This is a genomic window from Pseudoalteromonas shioyasakiensis (genome assembly GCF_019134595.1).
Taxonomy (GTDB): domain Bacteria; phylum Pseudomonadota; class Gammaproteobacteria; order Enterobacterales; family Alteromonadaceae; genus Pseudoalteromonas; species Pseudoalteromonas shioyasakiensis_A.
Map to the genome: position 1 here is coordinate 1,441,099 of NZ_CP077770.1, position 21,235 is coordinate 1,462,333.

Annotated in this window: 20 protein-coding genes and 7 tRNA genes; 18 read left to right on the plus strand and 9 right to left on the minus strand. The window is 42.1% G+C overall.

The features are described from left to right. Positions 1–3 precede the first annotated feature (3 nt). Positions 4–927, plus strand: coding sequence for an agmatinase (gene speB, locus KQP93_RS06750; RefSeq protein WP_063706052.1), 924 nt, complete (start codon positions 4–6; stop codon positions 925–927). Between the two features lie 56 nt (positions 928–983). On the opposite strand, the gene KQP93_RS06755 is transcribed toward speB, so the two are convergent. Beyond that, on the minus strand, positions 984–2,570 hold the full coding sequence (locus KQP93_RS06755; protein ID WP_217876427.1) for a LysM peptidoglycan-binding domain-containing protein: 1,587 nt from the start codon (positions 2,568–2,570) through the stop codon (positions 984–986). Positions 2,571–2,717: 147 nt separating this feature from the next. After that, on the minus strand, positions 2,718–3,491 hold the full coding sequence (gene gloB / locus KQP93_RS06760; protein ID WP_217876428.1) for a hydroxyacylglutathione hydrolase: 774 nt from the start codon (positions 3,489–3,491) through the stop codon (positions 2,718–2,720). Between the two features lie 53 nt (positions 3,492–3,544). On the opposite strand from gloB, the gene KQP93_RS06765 reads away from it, so the two are divergent. Then, positions 3,545–4,303, plus strand: coding sequence for a class I SAM-dependent methyltransferase (locus KQP93_RS06765; protein WP_054551627.1), 759 nt, complete (start codon positions 3,545–3,547; stop codon positions 4,301–4,303). Here KQP93_RS06765 and KQP93_RS06770 read toward each other — a convergent pair. Further along, a complete protein-coding gene (locus tag KQP93_RS06770; RefSeq protein ID WP_217876429.1) occupies positions 4,274–5,137 on the minus strand; it encodes an MBL fold metallo-hydrolase in 864 nt (287 codons plus the stop codon). The two genes, KQP93_RS06765 and KQP93_RS06770, sit on opposite strands and share 30 nt — an antisense overlap. 89 nt (positions 5,138–5,226) lie before the next feature. Then, a complete protein-coding gene (gene rnhA, locus KQP93_RS06775; RefSeq protein WP_054561796.1) occupies positions 5,227–5,694 on the minus strand; it encodes a ribonuclease HI in 468 nt (155 codons plus the stop codon). Positions 5,695–5,762: 68 nt separating this feature from the next. Here rnhA and dnaQ point away from each other — a divergent pair, with 68 nt between their 5' ends. The 11 genes from dnaQ to KQP93_RS06830 all read left to right on the plus strand — a co-directional run bounded on the left by dnaQ (position 5,763) and on the right by KQP93_RS06830 (position 9,924). Beyond that, positions 5,763–6,473: a DNA polymerase III subunit epsilon gene (gene dnaQ, locus KQP93_RS06780; protein WP_217876430.1), complete on the plus strand. Its 711-nt coding sequence runs from the start codon at positions 5,763–5,765 to the stop codon at positions 6,471–6,473. 9 nt (positions 6,474–6,482) lie between these two features. Then, positions 6,483–7,856, plus strand: coding sequence for a TIGR03503 family protein (locus tag KQP93_RS06785; protein ID WP_054561794.1), 1,374 nt, complete (start codon positions 6,483–6,485; stop codon positions 7,854–7,856). Positions 7,857–7,954: 98 nt separating this feature from the next. Continuing rightward, positions 7,955–8,031: transfer RNA gene (locus KQP93_RS06790), tRNA-Asp, on the plus strand. A 27-nt stretch (positions 8,032–8,058) separates the two neighbouring features. Continuing rightward, a tRNA-Asp gene (locus KQP93_RS06795) sits at positions 8,059–8,135 on the plus strand. 41 nt (positions 8,136–8,176) lie between these two features. Next, positions 8,177–8,253, plus strand: a tRNA-Asp gene (locus KQP93_RS06800). Between the two features lie 30 nt (positions 8,254–8,283). Beyond that, positions 8,284–8,360, plus strand: a tRNA-Asp gene (locus tag KQP93_RS06805). A 37-nt stretch (positions 8,361–8,397) separates the two neighbouring features. Next, a tRNA-Asp gene (locus tag KQP93_RS06810) sits at positions 8,398–8,474 on the plus strand. A 31-nt stretch (positions 8,475–8,505) separates the two neighbouring features. Next, positions 8,506–8,582, plus strand: a tRNA-Asp gene (locus KQP93_RS06815). 50 nt (positions 8,583–8,632) lie between these two features. After that, a tRNA-Asp gene (locus KQP93_RS06820) sits at positions 8,633–8,709 on the plus strand. A 377-nt stretch (positions 8,710–9,086) separates the two neighbouring features. Then, positions 9,087–9,266: a helix-turn-helix domain-containing protein gene (locus KQP93_RS06825; protein WP_217876431.1), complete on the plus strand. Its 180-nt coding sequence runs from the start codon at positions 9,087–9,089 to the stop codon at positions 9,264–9,266. Between the two features lie 169 nt (positions 9,267–9,435). Beyond that, entirely contained in the window at positions 9,436–9,924 is a 489-nt protein-coding gene (locus tag KQP93_RS06830) for a transcriptional regulator (protein WP_217876432.1), read from the plus strand. Here the strand turns inward: KQP93_RS06830 and KQP93_RS06835 are convergent. After that, the gene (locus KQP93_RS06835; protein ID WP_217876433.1) at positions 9,854–10,318 is read right to left on the minus strand and encodes a sel1 repeat family protein; all 465 of its coding nucleotides are present in this window, start codon (positions 10,316–10,318) and stop codon (positions 9,854–9,856) included. The genes KQP93_RS06830 and KQP93_RS06835 overlap by 71 nt on opposite strands. Positions 10,319–10,439: 121 nt before the next feature. On the opposite strand from KQP93_RS06835, the gene KQP93_RS06840 reads away from it, so the two are divergent. Continuing rightward, entirely contained in the window at positions 10,440–11,732 is a 1,293-nt protein-coding gene (locus KQP93_RS06840; RefSeq protein ID WP_054551620.1) for an NCS2 family permease, read from the plus strand. A gap of 26 nt (positions 11,733–11,758) precedes the next feature. Here KQP93_RS06840 and KQP93_RS06845 read toward each other — a convergent pair whose 3' ends face one another. Further along, positions 11,759–12,517 carry a hypothetical protein gene (locus KQP93_RS06845; protein WP_217876434.1) on the minus strand — a complete coding sequence of 253 codons (759 nt, stop codon included), beginning with the start codon at positions 12,515–12,517 and terminating at the stop codon, positions 11,759–11,761. 297 nt (positions 12,518–12,814) lie between these two features. On the opposite strand from KQP93_RS06845, the gene cysB reads away from it, so the two are divergent. Next, a complete protein-coding gene (gene cysB, locus KQP93_RS06850) occupies positions 12,815–13,792 on the plus strand; it encodes an HTH-type transcriptional regulator CysB (RefSeq protein WP_054551618.1) in 978 nt (325 codons plus the stop codon). 56 nt (positions 13,793–13,848) lie between these two features. On the opposite strand, the gene KQP93_RS06855 is transcribed toward cysB, so the two are convergent. From KQP93_RS06855 to pabB, 3 genes are all read right to left on the minus strand, one after another. After that, a complete protein-coding gene (locus KQP93_RS06855; protein ID WP_062566218.1) occupies positions 13,849–15,225 on the minus strand; it encodes an L-serine ammonia-lyase in 1,377 nt (458 codons plus the stop codon). A gap of 101 nt (positions 15,226–15,326) precedes the next feature. Further along, entirely contained in the window at positions 15,327–15,905 is a 579-nt protein-coding gene (locus KQP93_RS06860; RefSeq protein ID WP_217876435.1) for an NUDIX hydrolase, read from the minus strand. A 17-nt stretch (positions 15,906–15,922) separates the two neighbouring features. Then, the gene (gene pabB / locus KQP93_RS06865) at positions 15,923–17,266 is read right to left on the minus strand and encodes an aminodeoxychorismate synthase component I (protein WP_217876436.1); all 1,344 of its coding nucleotides are present in this window, start codon (positions 17,264–17,266) and stop codon (positions 15,923–15,925) included. A 181-nt stretch (positions 17,267–17,447) separates the two neighbouring features. On the opposite strand from pabB, the gene KQP93_RS06870 reads away from it, so the two are divergent. The 3 genes from KQP93_RS06870 (at position 17,448) to KQP93_RS06880 (ending at position 21,205) form a co-directional block, all read left to right on the plus strand. After that, positions 17,448–18,974 carry a fumarate hydratase gene (locus tag KQP93_RS06870; protein WP_054551614.1) on the plus strand — a complete coding sequence of 509 codons (1,527 nt, stop codon included), beginning with the start codon at positions 17,448–17,450 and terminating at the stop codon, positions 18,972–18,974. Between the two features lie 401 nt (positions 18,975–19,375). Beyond that, positions 19,376–20,416, plus strand: a complete 1,041-nt coding sequence (locus KQP93_RS06875; RefSeq protein WP_055021514.1) for a Leu/Phe/Val dehydrogenase — start codon at positions 19,376–19,378, stop codon at positions 20,414–20,416. 132 nt (positions 20,417–20,548) lie between these two features. Beyond that, on the plus strand, positions 20,549–21,205 hold the full coding sequence (locus KQP93_RS06880) for a CatA-like O-acetyltransferase (RefSeq protein ID WP_440590119.1): 657 nt from the start codon (positions 20,549–20,551) through the stop codon (positions 21,203–21,205). Positions 21,206–21,235: the final 30 nt, after the last annotated feature.

Below are 21,235 nucleotides of genomic sequence, written 5' to 3' on the forward strand. Positions count from 1 at the left end.
GCAATGTCGACATTGTTTGACCACACAGATCATTCACTGTATTCAAACGGCATGACGTTTTTACGTCAGCCGATGGTGCAGAACATCACCGCAATCGATGCCGATGTAGTGGTGTTAGGTCTACCATTTGATTTGGCGACCTCAGGTCGCCCTGGTGCACGTTTAGGCCCTGACGCAATTCGTCGTGCCTCAGTGCACCTCGCATGGGAAGAAACCAAGTACCCGTGGACGTTTCCGTTGTTTGAGCGTTTAAAATTAGCTGATGCGGGTGATTTTACTTACCCAGTAGGCGACCCAGAATATTTTACCGCGCAGTTAGAATTAGCGGCTGAGCAAATTCTTCGCCAGGGTAAAACATTATTAGGTTTAGGTGGCGACCACTTTGTGACTTTGCCGCTACTGCGTGCCCATGCTAAGCAACACGGTAAAATGGCATTAGTTCATTTTGATGCCCACACAGATACTTACAGCAATGGCTCTCGCTATGATCACGGCACCATGTTTTATCATGCGCCGATGGAAGGGCTTATTGATGTTGATCACAGTATTCAAATTGGTATTCGTACTGATTTTGATCAAAGCAAACATGAGTTTGCGGTGATTGATGCAATGGCAGCCAATGATTTGCCAGCGCAAGATATCGCAGAGCAAATTAAAGCACGTGTCGGTGACTTACCAGTGTATCTAACCTTTGATATTGACTGCCTTGATCCAGCTTTTGCTCCAGGGACAGGCACCCCAGTGTGTGGTGGCTTAACCAGCGATAAAGTACTTAAAGTACTTCGTGCATTGAAAGGCATTAATATGGTCGGTATGGATGTAGTTGAAGTATCACCATCCTATGACCAAAGCGAACTAACAGCGATTGCTGCAGCGACCATTGCCAATGAGTTATTACACTTATGGGCTTTGAAGCATAAATACTAAATGAGAGAGACAAAGAGCGCCATTAGGCGCTCTTTTTTTGATATTAGATGAAGCAATTAAGCACTTCTTACATCAACCTTTAACTTCAGTTTTTGCCCCGGTTGAATGTATTTTTGCCCAGCTAATGAATTCCATTTAATAATATCTTCTACAGACACATTAAACTTAGCAGCAATGCGTGCTAATGAATCACCACGACGGACTTTATAAGTAATGGTGCGCTCTTTGATTTGAGTAGCAGCCAGTTGCGACTTTTCTTCTTTATATACAGTTAGCTTTTGACCAACACGCAGTACAGCGTCTTTTTTCAGTTTATTCCATGTTGCAAGTTCAGCTATGGTCACATCGTACTCACGGCTGATATCCCACAGTGTATCGCCACTGGACACTTTATGGCTTAGCTTTTTACGTGTTGCTTTATTAGCCGCCATACGAACTGATTTTGGTAAATGCTGGCTATTAATCTCACCATCGCTCAGTGGCACAAGTAATTGCTGACCAACACGAATAGTATTCGATGAAAGCTTATTCAGGGTTTTAATCGCGTTTGTGCTTGTCGAAAACTTCTTCGCAATCACCGATAAACTGTCACCGCGTGCAACAACATATTGCTGCCAGCGTAGGCGGTCTTTTTGCTCTGTTTTAGCTAGCTTGTCAGTAAACGCTTCAACTTTATCAGACGGTAATAATAAAAAGTGTGGGCCATTTGGATCCGTCGCCCAGCGATTAAAACCAGGGTTCAAACGGTAAAGCTCTGTTAAGCTAATACCTGCCATGTCAGCGGCAAGTGCTAAGTCAATTTGGCTACCTACATTAACTGCTTCAACGACTTGAGCATTAATAATTGGTTGCCACTTAACACCAAATTCGTCACTGCGTTTTACTAGATCAGACAGCGCTAACAGCTTAGGTACGTAGGCAGTGGTCTCTCTTGGTAAATCAAGTGACCAAAAATCCGTTGGTAAATGCTTTTTACGGTTCTTCTTAATGGCACGCAGTAAACGGCCTTCACCTGAGTTATAGGCTGCAATGGCATTTAGCCAATCGCCTTCTAAGGTTTTGTGTAAATATGATAAGTAATCTAGCGCTGCACGGGTCGATTGCACAATGTCACGACGGCCGTCATACCACCAGTTTTGTTTTAAATCGAAACGTTCGCCTGTTTGTGGCATAAATTGCCAGATACCAGAAGCACTGCGATGTGAATAACCAAATGGGTCAAACGCACTTTCTACAATAGGTAAAAGCGCGATTTCGATTGGCATTTGACGCTTTTCGACTTCTTCTACAATAAAGTATAGGTATGGCTCAGCGCGCTTAGAGATACGATCTAAATAGGCCTGATGACGTGCATAATAGTTACGCTCAGCAACAACTGGGCGGTTTTGTGGCACATCAATCGAAAGCTGATAACGAATACGTTCCCATACATCATCAAATACAGGAGGCGGCTCATCAATATCGGTTAATTGTTGATATTGAGCGTTGATCATCAATGCATCATTGATGTCGCTCGGACTTGCGCCGTCTAATTGTTGTTCAACATTATTGTTGGCAACATCTGTACTTGCTGAATCAGAAGCTGTTAATTGACAGCCACTTAAAATCAGCGCAAGTGATAAAACTAAAGGAGACTTATACATATATACCCATACATCAGGTAAAAAAACTCGGCGAATATTACCTGCTCTGAGAACATATTGCCACTTTATGACCAGTTTATGTCAGCTTATTATTGCAAGATGCTGATCTAAATATACAAAATTGTAACTACCGGCGTTTAAGTTTTTTTAAAAGTTATCTTTCCAGGCTCTGAGACCTGCAAAGCGTTGCCAAGGTTCATTGAGATCCAAATTAATTTTTAGCTCATCAGGAAGCTCATCGGTGATTGTTGCTATATTGCTACGTAAAAATGGATTTATTTGTTTTTCAATGCCTAACTGAGTTGGCAAGCTTATTTTGCCGCTTTCTCGCAGCGTATCTACTTTATCACTGTAGCTGAGTAAGTACTCATTGTTTGGTTCAACGGCTTTTGCGAAGGCTAAGTTGGCTTGCGTGTATTCATGGGTGCAGTAGATTTTACACTCATCTGGCAGGGCTCTTAGCTTACATAACGAGTGCCACATTTGTTCTGCGATGCCTTCAAATAATCGTCCGCAGCCAGCACTGAATAAGGTGTCGCCAGTAAAACTTAATTCGTCATTAATGTAACAAACATGGTCTAGGGTATGACCAGGTGTTGCAAGCACGGTAAAGGTGTAATCATAAACAGTGACTTTATCCGCTTCTGATACGCCATGAGTGATGCCTTTAAAAGGGCTGTGTCTTGGCCCATAAACCGGAATATCACGAAACTCCTTAACCAGTGCAGCCACACCATCGGTATGATCATAATGGTGGTGAGTAATCAAAATACCGCTAAGTGTTAAGTTATGCTCGCTCAGATAGTTTAAAACAGGCTCTGCTTGACCTGGGTCGACGACCCACGCTGTTTGTTCAGCTTCATTGCTGATGCACCAAATGTAATTATCAGAAAAGGCTTTAATTGCTTTAACTTGCACCATGTTTAATTGCTCTATAAAGTGACAGTTAACACACAGTATAACGAGCTCAGAAAATGAAACCAGCCCTTAGTTTTCAAGAAGGTCCTAAGCCATACACTTGGCAGCAGTTCCCTCATGGTGACTATTTACGTGCTGAAATTGAACGTAAGCTAACGCCATGGCTGCCACGCATGTTTGGTTATCACATGCTCAAACTTGGTAATTTAAGTGGAGAGCTGGCAACCAGTGAAAGCCCTATTAAGCATCAAGTTTGTGTCGCAGAGCAGGGGTTATTTACCGGTGTTATTGCGGATGTAGACGAGCTGCCTTTTTATGAGCACAGTGTTGATGCTTGCATATTATCGCATTGCTTAGAATATCATTCTGATCCACACCATATCTTACGCGAAGCACATCGTACTTTAATCCCTGGTGGCTATCTGGTGATCACAGGCTTTAACCCGTTTAGTCTGTGTGGCTTGGCGCAGCTTTTACCTTTTAGTCGCCAAAAGCTACCGTGGACAGGGCGCTTTTTTACGCCATCACGAGTAAAAGACTGGTTGAATCTATTAGGCTTTGAGATTATTTCGGACGAGCGATTTATCCATTCATCGCTTGCAAGAGGCAACCGTTTGTCACGTTTTGCTGCGTGGCGCAGTTTTGGTCAACAATATTTAAAGCCAATGGGTAGTGTGTATATGCTGGTGGCTCGAAAACGTGTGGCCCCGCTTACACCAATTAAACCTAAATGGCATGCAAGGCCGCAATTTTCGCCGGTAAAAGGAGCAGGGCTCAGGCAAACATCAAAGCAGCACTGTGAGCGGGATAGCTAAATAGTGTTGTTGCGTGTCTGTTTTACTTGGATACTGACCTGCACGAATATTTAATTGAATAGAAGGGTGCAACAGCTTTGGTACAGCCAAAATTGCATCACGGCCTTCCCGAGTCTCAATAAAGCTTTGTTTATCCCCTTTTAAATGAATGTTTTGCTCACGCTGCTCTTTCACTGTGGTTTTGTTCGCAAGAGGGCGGCCATCTGGTTGATAGTCATGACACATCCAAAGTAGCGTATCGTCAGGAAACGCTAAAATTCGCTGTAGTGAATCATATAACTCACCGGCACTGCCACCGGGGAAATCACAGCGGGCCGTGCCACTGTCTGGCATAAAGAAAGTGTCACCAACAAATACATTGCCATCAATGTGAAAACACACGCTGTCAGGGGTATGGCCCGGTGTGGCAATTACATCTACTGTGTTATCACCTAATTGAAATTGTGCTTTATCAGCAAATAAAGCATCAAAAGGTTCACCATTACATGGCATATCAAGATTATAAAGTTGGCTAAAGTGCTGTTGCACTTGTGTGATCCCTTCACCCGTGCCGAGTTTACAAGGGTGTGTGTCTTGTAATTGCTGCTTTATGTAACTTGCTGCGGTGATATGGTCAGCATGGGCATGAGTTTCAAGGAGCCATTGTAGTGTCAGCTGCTCAGTCTTTATATAGCTGATGATCTCATTGGCGGTGGTAAAACTTAACTCACCACTTGGCATATCAAAATCAGCTGGCGCATCAATCAGCAAGCTCTGTTTAGTGCTTTTGCAACTGACTAAGTAACAGAGAGTGGCGCTTTGTTGATGGAAAAAAGAGTGAATGCGCAGAGCCATAATGAATCCTTTATATTTCGTTATAGCCAAATCTTATAACATATAACAAAAATATAAAACGACCTGCGCCAAGTTTATTTAAGGGGCTTTTAATTACCGTCGTAACCTGTGTCTTCAAGTAATTGATCGCTGCCAGCTGCTTCGCGGGCAAGATCGTCAACAATCTCATTGTATTTATTGCCGCTATGGCCTTTTACCCAGCGCCATTCTACCTCGTGTTGTTGGCAGGCAGCATCGAGTCGTTTCCATAAATCGACGTTCTTAACTGGTTTTTTAGCTGCGGTTTTCCAGCCGCGCTTTTTCCAATTTTCAACCCATGACTCAATACCTTGTTTCACATATTGGCTATCGGTCGTCAGAATGACGTGACAAGAGCGGGTGAGGGTTTCTAGTGCAACGATAGCTGCGAGCATTTCCATCCGATTATTTGTTGTTAGGGTGTAGCCTTGACTTAACTGCTTTTCGTGGCCGTTGTATCGCATCACGATGCCATACCCTCCAGGCCCTGGATTTCCTAAACATGATCCATCGGTGTAAATCTCTACGGTTTTCTGCACTGTTTTACCTTGATATTGTGTACAATAAAGTGAATATAGAAAGATACCAGAGTCAGGCTTAAGACGATATGGCACATAGACAAATAGTTTTAGATACAGAAACCACGGGTATTGACCCAAAGCAAGGCCACCGCATTATTGAAATCGGTTGTGTTGAACTTGTAAATCGCCGTCTTACTGGCAACAACTTTCATGTGTATATCAATCCACAACGTGAAATAGAAGAAGAAGCAATAGACGTTCACGGTATCACCAATGAATTTTTGCGTGATAAACCCCTGTACCACCAAATTGCCCATGAGTTTTTAGAGTATATTCGTGGCGCTGAGCTTGTTATTCATAACGCAGCGTTCGATATTGGCCACATGGATAATGAGTTTGCATTGTTAAATCAAGGTTTTCCGAATACTGCCGATGTATGTAGTGTACTTGATACTTTAAAAATGGCGCGTGACTTGCACCCAGGTCAAAAGAATAACCTTGATGCACTTTGCCGTCGTTACGATATTGATAACTCAAAGCGTACGTTACACGGCGCTTTACTGGATTCTGAGATCTTAGCCGATGTTTACCTGTCGATGACGGGTGGGCAAGTAAAGCTGAATCTTAATCAAAATAAAGATGAAGGCTCAACCCAACAAGCTGGTGGTATTCGCCGACTAAGTGCTGATAGAGCACCGCTTGTGGTATTAAGAGCAACAGAACAAGAGCACGCCGCTCACAAAGAGCGTTTAGACTTGGTTGCAAAGGGTGGCCAATGCCTATGGCGTGCAGAATAAGGTAATAAAATGAGAAAACAACTACTAGCAGGATTAGTGTGTTTAATTCCCTTAGCGGGATTTGCCAACGAGCAAGATAAAATAACCCCATTAGAACGTGATGGGGTGCAAAATGAAATTCCCCTGCTAGAGAACCGTTTTCGTATTGACCATAAAGTCGATAAAGTAACCTTACTCTTCTTTCGTAAGCGCGGTGCTCCTGCCGTTGTTTTAGTACGCCCTGACGGCACTAAGTATTACGCTACTGACTCAGTAAACAATGATGACCTCGACTGGCATGATGAACTGAGCTACGACCTGATCACCATTAGCAACCCCATGCCTGGCCCTTGGCAAGTGGTCGGCAGTATCTTGCCAGATAGCCGTATTATGGTGCTGGGTGAAATAGAGCTTAATGTTGATCCACTCCCGCCTATGCTGTTTCGTGGCGAAACAGTAAAACTGACTGGCCGCGTATTAAATGATGGTGAACCAATAGAAGTTGGTCAGTTTCGCGATGTGATCAGTTTGCACGTTGATTTTGTCAGCACTAATAATAGTGATTACGCAAACTTTGGTGCGGGCACGCAAAGTGTTACTGACTTTAGAGATGATGGCCGCGGCTTTGATGAGCGTCCGCTTGATGGTGTATTTACCGGTGAGTTTAAACTGGTCTTTCCGGCAGGAGAGTGGCAACCAGAGCTATATATAGAAACGCCTATATTAAAGCGTACCGTGGTGCAAAAACCGATAGTCGTGCATGAGCCGCCTTTTGATTATGAAGTAGCACTTGCTGAGCAAGATGAAGATGACCACATTTTAACGATCTCGCTAAATCCTGAAATCGTTAAACCAGAAACTGTACTTATTCAAGGAAAAATATATTACCCCAATAATGAAGAGCAAATGTTCTCTTTAGATGCAGATAAATCGCAAACACGAGAGCTTGCAATTAAAAATTATGATTGGGGACGATACAGTGTTGAGCTTTCTGTATTTGGTAGCAACATAAATGACCGTGAGTTTATGGCGACGTTACCGACTTATAAATTTGAAATTGAGCGACCAATTGAAGCTGTACCAGAAATTGTTCGCCCAGAAATTGATTTAGAAGCGCAAGCAGAGCAACAACGAATTCTTGAAGAAGAACAAAAAGCGTCAACCATGCTGATGGTGACCTTAATTGTTGTTGGAAATTTAACCGTACTTTTATTAGGTTGGCTGGCAATTAGAATTTTTGTTCAGAAGAAACCGCTGAAATTTAAAATTTCTTTACCGTTTTTAAAGAAAAAAAATCAAACCGAAAATGATGAGCAAGCAACGAATGAAAATGAAGTTGGCAAAAATGGCTCAAAAAATGACAAATCAGGTGAAATTTTAAACCTTTCGATGTCAGATGACTAAAAAACCTGTAAAAATACAAAAAACCCCTTGACGAACCAGAGGGTGATTCGTATTATTCACGCCGCTGTCAGGGGAGACTCAGTCAGCAACGAAAATGTGGAGTGGTAGTTCAGTTGGTTAGAATACCGGCCTGTCACGCCGGGGGTCGCGGGTTCGAGTCCCGTCCACTCCGCCAATTTTCGACAATTTGTAAGTATGCGCTGGAGTGGTAGTTCAGTTGGTTAGAATACCGGCCTGTCACGCCGGGGGTCGCGGGTTCGAGTCCCGTCCACTCCGCCAATTACTTACACAACTTATGGTTGTAAAACATTTTCCTTTGCGGAGTGGTAGTTCAGTTGGTTAGAATACCGGCCTGTCACGCCGGGGGTCGCGGGTTCGAGTCCCGTCCACTCCGCCAATAGGAAAAATAAATAGCATTAGATACTGCGGAGTGGTAGTTCAGTTGGTTAGAATACCGGCCTGTCACGCCGGGGGTCGCGGGTTCGAGTCCCGTCCACTCCGCCACTATTTAAACGCTATTTTATTACAAAATTTGTATCGCGGAGTGGTAGTTCAGTTGGTTAGAATACCGGCCTGTCACGCCGGGGGTCGCGGGTTCGAGTCCCGTCCACTCCGCCAACAAATTAAGTAATAACAATGATATCTCTGCGGAGTGGTAGTTCAGTTGGTTAGAATACCGGCCTGTCACGCCGGGGGTCGCGGGTTCGAGTCCCGTCCACTCCGCCATTTGATATCATAAACAAATTAAGTGCATTACCCCATGCACATACCACTGCGGAGTGGTAGTTCAGTTGGTTAGAATACCGGCCTGTCACGCCGGGGGTCGCGGGTTCGAGTCCCGTCCACTCCGCCATTTGTTTTCCTCAAACAAATGATTAAATAAGTCTTTACATTACACCTTACTATTTACTTATACTGACAACGTATCTCGTATCTCGTATCTCGTATCTCGTATCTCGTATCTCGTATCTCGTATCTCGTATCTCGTATCTCGTATCTCGTATCTCGTATCTCGTATCTCGTATCTCGTATCTCGTATCTCGTATCTCGTATCTCGTATCTCGTATCTCGTATCTCGTATCTCGTATCTCGTATCTCGTATCTCGTATCTCGTATCTCGTATATTTCATCCTATCTTGCTAATATTCTTCATTATTCCTATTTATTCAGCTTTTTATATCTGCATGAATAGCAAAGAATGGCGGCTCCACAACAAAAAGGAAATGCGTTATGAGTACATTCGGAACACAGCTAAAACACTATCGCAGTGAGCTAAAACTAAGCCAACCAGAATTTGCAGAGCAAGTGGGGATAGAGCAAAGTTACCTTTCAAAACTTGAGAACGATAAATCAGTGCCTTCGAATGACACATTTCGTTCAATACTAATACCAACCCGCAATAATACTTAATCATTTTGAGGGATAAAACCTGTCGCTAACTGCGTTAAAAATTTCTCATTTAGAACAACTAAATAACGAAATTTTTGCCTTGTAATCAACGAGGTTTTATTGCCTCAAAATAGACTACTTAATTAAGCGGATTGGTATAACGGCACTCAACCTAACAATTTGCGAATTTATGGAGCCATTAAAACATTCTGTAGATAAAGCTCGGTTGATTAATGTGCCTGACATTGAAGCTTGGTATAAGCAGCAAAGTAATAAGCAATTCATTAAACAGCGTTCACTCGTCTATATTGCCATACTGTTAAGTGCACTAGGCTGTGCCATGTTTTATTTAGGGCATCAAGAAAAGCTATTCAATACAAAGTTCTATGAGTACAAATCATATGGTGTAGTGAAAGGTAATGAACCTGATGGCATTTTTCATGATTGGCGAACGCTACTCGTAGAACAAAGCCGCGAGAAAATAGATGCTAAACGTCGTGAAATGATTAGCAGGCATGATTTTAAATTTATTATCTCAGCAGACTATAAGGGCATTTCTTTCGTAGAACCTGGCGAGCAAGGCAGGCGTTTGTATAGCCTGACGCGTGTTAGCTGGCGTCAGGATCGTGAGGAATTAAATGAGCAAACTGTTGCTGGTGGATTTGTTCATACAGGGTAGCTGCATAGCTTTGCGCATCATGTAATCTGCGCGTACTAATGTGTTTTCTAAGATCATCAAGTGCAGCCGTTGCAGGTTCATAACCTTGGCTACTTGCCAGACTTAGCCACACCGCGCCATGAAAAACACTGTGCGGTACACCTTGCCCTTTGATGAAAAACAGCCCCATATAAAATTGCGCCCTATGGTTGCCCGCCATAGCTGCTAATCGCATCCATTTGGCAGCAAGGGGAGGCTGTTCATTTTTTAAATAATACAAAGCTTTGTTTAGTACGTTTTCAACAGATTGAGTACTTTTATTTGGCGCCGACCCTTTATCGGGTTGGGTAATAAAGGCAAGTACATTATCAAGCTGTTGCTCTAAATCTAAGCCTACTGGCGAATTATCAGACATAGTTTAGTTATTTTTTTGAAATAAAAGACCTTATTAGTTTAGAACATTGCAAGGTAAAATGTCCTCTTATTGAGATAAAATATGATAAAATTAGCCAATTAATCTCAACTTAAAGTTCAACATGTTCGAAAGACTTTTCAAAATCACTGAAAACAACACCTCTGTGCGCCGCGAGACTATTGCTGGCATCACAACATTCATTACCATGGTTTACATTGTATTTGTTAACCCTGCAATGCTCGCAGAAGCGGGAATGGATCAAGGTGCAGCATTTGTAGCAACCTGTATTGCTGCTGCAATCGGCTGTTTTATTATGGGTTTATGGGCAAACTACCCATTAGCACTGGCTCCGGGTATGGGCTTAAACGCCTTCTTCACTTATGGTGTTGTTTTGGGCATGGGCTACACTTGGCAAGCTGCATTAGGTGCAGTTTTTATGTCTGGCTGTATCTTCTTATTCTTAAGCCTATTTAAGGTTAGAGAGTGGATCATTGATGCTATTCCTCTGGTATTAAAGCGTGCCATTGCTACAGGTATCGGTGCTTTCTTAGCCCTTATTGCACTGAAAAACGCCGGTATTATCGTAGCAAGCCCTGCAACCTTAGTGCAGTTAGGCGATATCACAGCCCCAGGCCCACTACTTGCGATTTTTAGCTTCTTTGTTATTGCTGCACTGTTATACCGCGATATGAAAAGCGGCGTACTTATCAGTATTTTATTAGTAACCGCAATTGCGCTTGGTTTAGACCTTGTGGAGTATCAAGGGATTATTTCAATGCCGCCTTCAATTGCGCCAACCTTTATGCAATTGGATTTTGCAGCAGCATTCGAAATCTCAATGCTCACAGTGGTTTTTGCGTTCTTATTTGTTGATTTGTTCGATACTTCAGGCACTTTAGTTGCTGTAACGCAAAAAGCAGGTATTGCTGATGAACAAGGTAAAATGCCTCGTTTAGGTCGTGCACTAAGTGCCGACAGCACAGCAACTATTGCAGGCTCAATGCTTGGTACGTCAACAACAACGTCTTACATTGAATCAGTAGCAGGTGTTTCTGTGGGCGGCCGTACAGGTCTTACCGCTGTGGTTGTGGGCATTTGTTTCTTGTTAATGATGTTCTTTGCGCCACTTGCTGGCATGATCCCAGCTTATGCAACCGCAGGTGCGATTTTGTATGTTGCAGTGTTAATGATGCAAAACTTAAAGTTAGTAAATTGGGATGATATGACAGATGCCATTCCGGTGAGCGTAGTTTTATTAATGACGCCGTTAACTTTCTCGATTGCTCACGGTATCGCTCTTGGTTTTATTTCGTATACTGCAGTGAAGTTGGTATGTGGTAAGAAAGATGAAATCAGTATTAGTGTGTGGGTATTAACAGCGCTATTTATTGTTAAGTTTGCATTTTTATCTTAATTTGCACAAAGCAAAGAAAAAGTGGTTTACCACTTTTTCTTTGGTGCGAATAATACGTCTAAATCGTCCTGCTCTTGTTCTGCTTTTTTCTTTAATGACGTTGCATTTGATGCTTTCAACTCAGAGCTAATCGTTTCTAAATAACCTTCAACTTCTTGCTTTTTGGAGTTTACATAATCATCGCTGTAGCTAACAGAACTGAGTGTTGCCAGTGCTTTTTCAAAATACTGTCTGGCAGAGCCCACCATATTTGCTGAACGAGCTGAGATCCCGCGCTTAATTTGGCTTTCTACGTTGATTCGAAGTTGTAATTTTTCAAGGCGTTTATCTTCAGCAACAAATACTTGGCTATCTACCTTGCCTTTACCATGCTCTGAGCGTAGTACAGTTCGTAATTTTTTTATACCTTGAATTAGAGCTATTAATTGTTTGTCGTTATCTGGCAGTGCTAATGCATCGCTATTACTTGCTTCGATAGGAGAGGCTAGGCGTTCTTTAGATTCTTTGAGTCTGTTTTTTAATTCTTTTGAGCTTGGAGAAAGCTCGACCATTGAAACAAGTGCATCATAAATACGGCGCTGAATAATACGCAGAATATTTTCAGACATGGGGATATTGGCACTGTTAAGCAGTACATCTTCTGCTTCTTCAATGATTTTTTTCTGTTTTGTAAGCTCTTTACGGCGTTCTGCTTCTTGTTTTTCTTTGTGTTGTTGCACAGCGCTGACCCATAATGCGATCACGATTAATGCAACAATGAGCATGATGATGATAGAAACAATCATTACTAAATCTCAGTTTTAACTATCTAATTTTTTTATCTTACCTTAAAAAGATTAGATCTGAACAGTTTTACGGTAGTAATCTCGAATAAACTTATTACGATTACTACTTTATAATGAGTATAGCGCTAAACTAGCACCTTTATTGAATATTTTGCGAGTAAACACGGCTACCGAGCAGTAATTTAATGTGTTAGCCTTAGAAACAATCGATATAAATGTATAGCGCGATGAAATATCGCTTGGCATTGCGCTTTGCAGCCTTTATAAATAAACAATAACAACGTTTACAATGCAGCCATGAAACTACAACAACTCAGATATATAGTCGAAGTCCAAAATCATAAACTAAATGTCTCTGCGACAGCAGAAAGTTTATTTACCTCGCAACCGGGGATCTCGAAACAAGTTCGTATGCTTGAAGACGAATTGGGTGTACAGATCTTTGGCCGCAGTGGCAAACACCTTACCCATGTAACCAGTGCCGGTAACGAAATAATTAATATTTCACGAGAAATACTGTCGAAAGTTGAAGGTATTAAAGCGGTTGCCAATGAGCATACCTTGCCTGATCAAGGTAAACTTAATATTGCGACCACTCATACTCAGGCGCGTTACGCATTACCGAATGTTATTCAAGGCTTTATGAAAAAGTACCCGGCAGTGTCTTTGCACATGCATCAGGGTACGCCACAGCAAATTTCTGATGCGGCAGCACGCGGTGATGCTGATTTTGCCATTGCGACTGAGGCGCTGCATTTATATTCTGATTTAGTTATGTTGCCGTGCTATCACTGGAATCGCAGTATTGTTGTGGCAAAAACACACCCGCTTGCGCAAAAGGCTGATAATTTAACTGTTGCCGATGTGGCTAAATACCCACTTATTACTTATGTGTTTGGTTTTACTGGTCGTTCTGAATTAGATAAAGCTTTCAATGCACATGGACTTGAGCCGCATATTGTCTTTACTGCAACAGATGCTGATGTAATCAAAACTTATGTTCGTTTAGGTCTGGGTGTAGGTGTTGTAGCGTCTATGGCGATTGATCAAATAACAGATACTGATTTAGTGTGTATTGATGCAAGCCACTTATTTGAAGCGAGCACCACTAAAATTGGTTTTAGAAAAGGCAGCTTTTTACGCAGCTACATGTATGATTTTATTGAGCGTTTTGCACCGCATTTAACGAAAGAACTGGTTGAACGAGCAAGCTTATTACGTAACCAAGAAGATGTTGATAAGCTCTTCGAAAACATTGAGTTACCAGTAAAATAAAGATGAAAAAGCCGCTTTAAAGCGGCTTTTTTATTATGCTGAAAACGTGCTGTAAATTAACACTCGATGATATTAACTGCTAAGCCACCGCGAGCGGTTTCTTTATATTTCGTTTTCATATCATTACCTGTGTCGAGCATGGTTTTAATTACCTTATCAAGGGTCACTTTTTGCTCGCCAGAACCACGCATTGCAAGGCGTGACGCATTAATTGCTTTAATTGAGCCCATCGCATTACGTTCAATACACGGTACTTGTACAAGGCCGCCAACAGGGTCACAGGTTAAGCCTAGGTTGTGCTCCATGCCAATTTCAGCGGCGTTTTCAACCTGTACAACATTACCACCCATGATTTCAGTTAGTGCACCCGCTGCCATTGAACAAGCAACGCCCACTTCACCTTGGCAACCTACTTCAGCACCCGAAATTGACGCATTCTTTTTATATAAAATACCAATTGCTGCCGCCGTTAATAAGTAACGAGTCGCGATATCACGGTCTACTTCCTTAATGAACGTGTGATAATACATTAATACCGCTGGTAAAATACCTGCAGCACCATTGGTTGGTGCGGTAACAACACGGCCGCCAGCAGCGTTTTCTTCGTTTACTGCAAGGGCAAATAAATCAACCCAATCCATAGCACGTAATGGATCGTTGTTTACCTCAATATTTAATTTAAGGTGTAAACTAGGGGCGCGACGTTTTACTTTTAAACCACCTGGTAAGATACCTTCTGTACGCATACCGCGCTCAATACAGGCTTTCATAACTTGCCAAATATTAAACAGCTCATCTTTGATGTCTTTTTCGCTGCGCAGGGTTTTTTCGTTGTGCATCATAAGCGTTGATACACTGAACCCTGATTCACGGCATAGCTCTAACAACTCTTTTGCCGTGTTAAACGGATAAGGCGCTGGGTTTTCTTCGCGGATTTCGAGTGCTTTTTGTTTTTCGTTCTCGAACTCATCATCACTGACGATAAAGCCGCCACCGATTGAGTAATACACTTTACTGAATAACTTTTCGCCATTTTGGCTGGCAATGATTTCCATTGCATTTGAATGTTTTGGTAATGTTTTACGACGATGGAATACAATCGCACCTTGCTTAGGGAAATTGGCTTTATGGCTTTGGTTTAAATAAATAACCTGTTCTTTTTCGATTTTTGCGAGGATATCGTCGACTAAATCAGCATCAATGGTTTCTGGATCATAACCGGCAAGGCCTAAGATCACAGCTTTACCAGAGCCATGGCCAATACCTGTTTGACCGAGTGAGCCAAACAGCTCAACTTTAATATCGGTAACGTTTGCAAGTAAGTTTTTTTCTTCTAGTTCGTTTACAAATAAACGCGAAGCGCGCATTGGGCCAACAGTGTGAGATGAAGATGGGCCAATACCAATACTAAACATATCGAATGCACTGATCATAATTTGCTACTCATTTTTCTATTAACGGCATACTACCTGCCTTTGAACGGTGCCACATGATAACGTTTAAACGTGTCTGTGTAACCCTAAAAGCAGGATAATTAAACTGGTAGGGCGAGCTGTTTGATAAAGTTATTAATAATGCTGGCTGTTGCTCCCCAAAGCAGACCGTGCGGGGTCATCAAGCCTTGCAAAGTAATGGTTTTACCATTTCGCTCAAAGGGGAGGGGTTGCCAATTTTGTTGATTACTTAAATAAGATAAGGGCAGTAAAAAACTGGCAGCAACTTCGTTGGGATCTGCTTGCCATGTTGTGCCTTCGCTAAGTACACACACAAAAGGCTCAATAGTGAAACCGGTTAGGGTCGCGTACTGATGTAATTTACCGTGGACAGTCACTTGATGTTTGCCAATATTAAGCTCTTCATTGAGCTCTCGAAGGGCTGTGTGCAGTAACGTGTCATCTTGCTCTTCATACTTTCCACCTGGTAAGCAAATCTCCCCTGGGTGATGAAGTAAATAACTAGGTCGTTTGCAAAGCAATAAATGTGCTTCGTCGTTAACATCAAGCAGAGGTAACATTACGGCACTAGCTCGCTTTTCGGCATTAAAGCGAATAGTAGCTTGGCGCTCTGTAGTTTGACTTAAACTAAAACGGGCAATTATTTGTTGGCTATTCAAGGTAGTTATTTCAACTTTTACTTTAATAAAGGCAGTATCTTATTTACTTTATCGTAAGTTTCTTGGTACTCCAAGTCGACCTTTGAATCAGCCACAATGCCACCGCCAGCCCAGCAATAGATTGCACCTTTGTGGCACACTAAAGTACGAATTGTGATACTAGTATCCATGTTACCACAGGCACTTAAATAGCCAATTGAGCCGCAGTACACACTACGGCGATGCGGCTCGAGCTCTTCTATGATTTCCATAGCGCGAATTTTCGGCGCTCCAGTAATTGAACCACCCGGGAAAGCGGCATGAATTTGGTCAACGGCATCTTTGCCATCTGCTAATTCTGCGCGCACAGTACTTACTAAATGATGCACAGCCGGAAAGCTTTCAATGGCAAATAACGAGGGTACTGTGACACTACCTGGGCGAGCCACTTTTCCTAAATCGTTGCGCAGCAGATCAACAATCATGACATTTTCTGCGCGGTCTTTTTCTGATAGTTGTAATCGAGTTGCTTGCGCTTGGTCTTGTTTAGCGTCAGCCAAACGAGGGAGTGTTCCTTTTATTGGCTTGGTTTCTATTTGACCCTGATTAATAGCAATAAAACGCTCAGGGGAGATAGATAAAATAGCGCCATCAGGGTGATTTATATAGCTTGAAAACGGTGCTTTATTGGCTTCTCGAAGTTGTTTATATGCTTGCCATGTTGAACCTGAAAATTCAGCTTTAAAACGCTGTGCAAGGTTGATCTGGTAGCAGTCACCACTTTTTAAATAAGCTTGAATTTTCTCGAACTTTTCGCTGTAGCTGGCTTGACCCATGTTTGATTGCCAGTCGCTTTGTAGCGCGAACTCTGCACTTGCTGGTGTTTCGTTTAGGTGCTGCTGATATAGCGCTAAGCGATTATGATTTGGCTGACAGACGTAAAACCAGCTTTGCTGTTGCTTATCATAAATAAGAGCATCTGGATAAAGGCCTACAGCCATTTGCGGCATGTTAATGTCGTTTTCGGCAGTACTTGGCATGCTTTCAATCACACGACCTAAGTCATAACCAAAATAGCCAAGCCATCCACCTGTAAAGGGTAGGTTATTAGGGTTAGCTGTGTGATTAAACTCTTGAAGACCTTCTTTCATCAAGCTAAAACAATCACTTGATTGTGCTTTGCCGTCGACAAAGCATGTATTTTCACGCACTTCTAATTGCATTAATGGTGCAATAGCAATGATATCGAAGCGGCTATTCACATGCTCGCTATTGGCTGAATCGAGCAACACAGCATGGGGCAAATGAGCAAAATGACTAAATAGCGCGATGCAATCACCACTTAAATCTAATTTAATGCACAAATTTTCATCGTTTATCATCTACATTGCCCTGAATAACTAGCCCGAAACGGGCGAGGAGGGTATCATAAGTTAAATTTGATTGGCAGCGTTATGATTTCCTTTATAGTGATGCCATGACTAACCCGTAGAGTAAATCTTCGTCACCGGTTTACTCAGGATCACGTACAGCGCTACGCGATAAAAACTTAAGGAACCCGTAATGAGTACAATTCGTCAGCAAGACTTCATTGATAGCATTGAAGATGCATTGCAATACATTTCTTTTTATCACCCTCTCGATTTCGTACAAGCCTTAGAAAAAGCTTACAACAAAGAGCAAAGCAAAGCGGCAAAAGATGCCATTGCGCAAATTTTAATTAACTCTCGTATGTCTGCTGAAGGTAAACGTCCACTGTGCCAAGATACAGGTATCATTACTTGTTTCGTAAAAGTAGGTATGGATGTTAAGTGGGATAAAACAGACATGACTGTTCAGCAAATGGTTGATGAAGGTACACGTCGCGCATACTTAAACCCAGATAACCCGTTACGTGCATCAATTGTTGCAGATCCAGCTGGTACGCGTAAAAACACCAAAGACAATACTCCATCAGTTGTTCATATCGACTTAGTGCCAGGCGCTGAAGTAGAAGTAATGGTGGCAGCGAAGGGCGGCGGCTCAGAAAATAAAACGAAAATGGTTATGCTTAACCCATCTGATGATGTGGCTGCATGGGTTGAAAAAACATTACCAACAATGGGTGCGGGCTGGTGTCCACCTGGCATGCTAGGTATAGGTATTGGTGGTACTGCAGAAAAAGCTGCGGTACTTGCTAAAGAATCATTAATGGATCCGGTTGATATTCACGAGCTGATTGAGCGCGGCGCAGAAACAACTGAAGAAAAAATGCGTATCGATATCTTCGAACGTGCTAATAAATTAGGTATTGGTGCACAAGGCCTTGGTGGTTTAACAACCGTAGTTGATGTGAAAGTTAAAACGGCACCGACTCACGCAGCATCAAAACCAGTGGTTATGATCCCGAACTGTGCGGCAACTCGTCACGTTCATTTCACATTAGATGGTTCAGGCCCAGCTGATCTTAAAGCGCCTAAACTTGAAGATTGGCCAGAAGTTACGTTTGAAGTAGGTGAAGGTACACGCCGTGTTGATTTAAACACACTGACTAAAGAAGACACGCAAGAATGGAAGATGGGTGAAACGGTTCTTCTGTCTGGTACTATCTTAACGGGTCGTGATGCAGCACATAAACGCCTACAAGATATGATCCAATCAGGTGAAGGGTTACCTGAAGGCGTTGATTTTGATAACAAGTTTATCTACTACGTTGGCCCTGTAGATGCAGTGGGTGATGAAGCGGTAGGTCCTGCTGGCCCTACAACTGCGACTCGTATGGATAAATTCACTGATATGATGTTAGAAAAAACGGGCATCATCGGTATGATTGGTAAAGCAGAGCGTGGTCCTGCAACAGTTGAATCAATCAAAAACAATAAATCTATCTACTTAATGGCAGTAGGTGGTGCAGCTTACCTTGTATCTAAAGCAATCAAGAAAGCACGTGTTGTTGCGTTCGAAGATTTAGGTATGGAAGCAATCTACGAGTTTGAAGTAGAAGATATGCCAGTAACGGTTGCTGTTGATAGTGAAGGCGCCAATGCGCATACGCAAGGCCCTGCTATTTGGAAAGCAAAAATCGAAGAGCTTGATGGCAAATTAAAGTAACCATCTTGCAACTCTCTTAAAAAAACGGCGCACCTGCGCCGTTTTTTTTCAGCTCTGACCAGTCTCAGCTATTTCTCTAACATCTCTTTAAAAGCCGATTTTACTTGGCTTGATCGGCACATTTTTCTTGTCACTTTTTCTTTACGCTATACTTTACCTTTACGTTCACGTAATAAAGTTTGTAATGTTAATATTTTGTTTTGAATTAACAATGCTTAATGCGTACATTGATTGGTATATTTTTTCCATAAAGTGTTAGTTTTTGAGTTGTTATTTCGGCCTGAGAACTTTGCTTAGTTTTATCATCTCATTTAGTGGCAAGGGAGCAAACGAAGTGATAAAGTCTCGGCACTTTCAGCGCTCACACCCCTTAGGGTAAGAAAATTTCGGAGTATTTAACTGTGGCTGTATTTAATAAAGTCGACTTTGATAACCACGAGCAAGTGGTGTTTTGTTCAGATAAAGAATCAGGCCTAAAAGCTATTATCGCGGTTCACAATACCAAGTTAGGTCCAGCGGTTGGTGGTTGCAGAATGTGGGACTACACAACTGATGAAGATGCTGTTACTGATGCACTTCGTTTATCAAAAGGTATGACCTACAAAAATGCTGTGGCACGTTTACCATTTGGTGGCGGTAAGTCAGTGATCATCGGTAATGCTAAAGAAATTAAATCAGAGCAACTTTTCCGTGCATTTGGTCGTCAGTTAGAGCGTTTAAGCGGTAGCTACTATTCAGCTGAAGATGTAAACATCACTTGTGATGATGTGGCTATCATGAATAAAGAAACTAACTATGTATTAGGCCTTGAAGGTAAAAGTGGTAACCCTTCACCGTTCACAGCGTATGGTACATTCTTAGGTATTAAAGCAGCTTTACAACATCAACGAGGTCATCAAGACCTTGCTGGTATCAAAGTAGCCGTGCAAGGTTTAGGTGCAGTAGCTTATGGCCTTTGTAAACACCTACATGAAGCGGGCGCAACATTATTTGTAACAGATATCAATGAGCAAGCTGTTGAGCGTGTTGTAAATGACTTCAATGCAACGGCTGTGGGTATTGATGAAATCTACGACTTAGATGTTGATGTGTATGCACCATGTGCACTTGGCGCAACGGTAAATGACACGACTATCCCGCGTTTAAAAGCAACAATTATTGCAGGTTGTGCGAATAACCAATTAGCAGAGTCTCGTCACGGTGAGATCATCCGCGAAAAAGGTATCTTATACGCACCAGATTACGTAATTAACGCAGGTGGTATCATCAACGTTTATTACGAAACGGCACCAGAAGGTTATAGTGCAGAAGCATCAACGAAACACGTTGAAGGCATTTTTGATACGCTAACAGAAATCTTTGCTCGCTCTGAAAAAGAGCAGAAGTCGACGCATTTAATTGCCGATGAACTAGCATTAGAAATTATCGAAAACGGCTTATAATTTAGTAAATCGATAAATTTACAGGTAAAAGGTGCGCAAGTCGCACCTTTTTTGTCTCTGTTATTTATCGCATCAAGGTGACGAAGTCACGCAGGCTAGGTAAACTCGGTTTTTAAACCTCGAGGGCACCTAATGAAAACTCCATCTTGTGAAATCACACCTATTGATCTAGCTACTTGGCCTCGCAAACAGCATTTCGCTTTTTTCAAAGAATTTTCTCTGCCATATTTTAATGTATGTGTTTCACTCGACATGGCGGCTCTTTACAACAAGTGCAAAGCAGAACCGTATTCGTTCTTTCACAGCTATGTATACCTAACACTTGAAGCATGTCATGACTATGCACCAATACGTCAACGTATTATTGATTCGTTACCGGTACAACTGTCATCGGTTAGAGGAAGTGTGGTAGAGCTTGCAGAAGATGAAACATTTCGCTTTAGTTATTTTGAAAAACAAGCGTCGATGGAAGGTTTTTCAAAACACGCTATTGCTGTGGGTAAAACAAGTAAAGCAAAACCGTTTTTCTCTGATGCATTTGCTGCAACAGAAGGGCAGCCTGATCTTATTCATATCTCAGTACTTCCATGGTTAAACTTTACCGGCTTCTCGCATGCTGTAAGTGAGGGGCATGGCCTTGGTATTCCTAAGTTTGTGTTTGGTCAATATGACTCACAAACTGGCAAGATGCCGCTTTCAATCGATGTGCATCATGCTTTGATGGATGGCTTGCATGTGGCGCGATTTGTGAAAATACTGCAAGAAAAAATTACGAATTTTTGTAATTGATTGTTGCTAAATGTCATTAAAGTGAGTAAA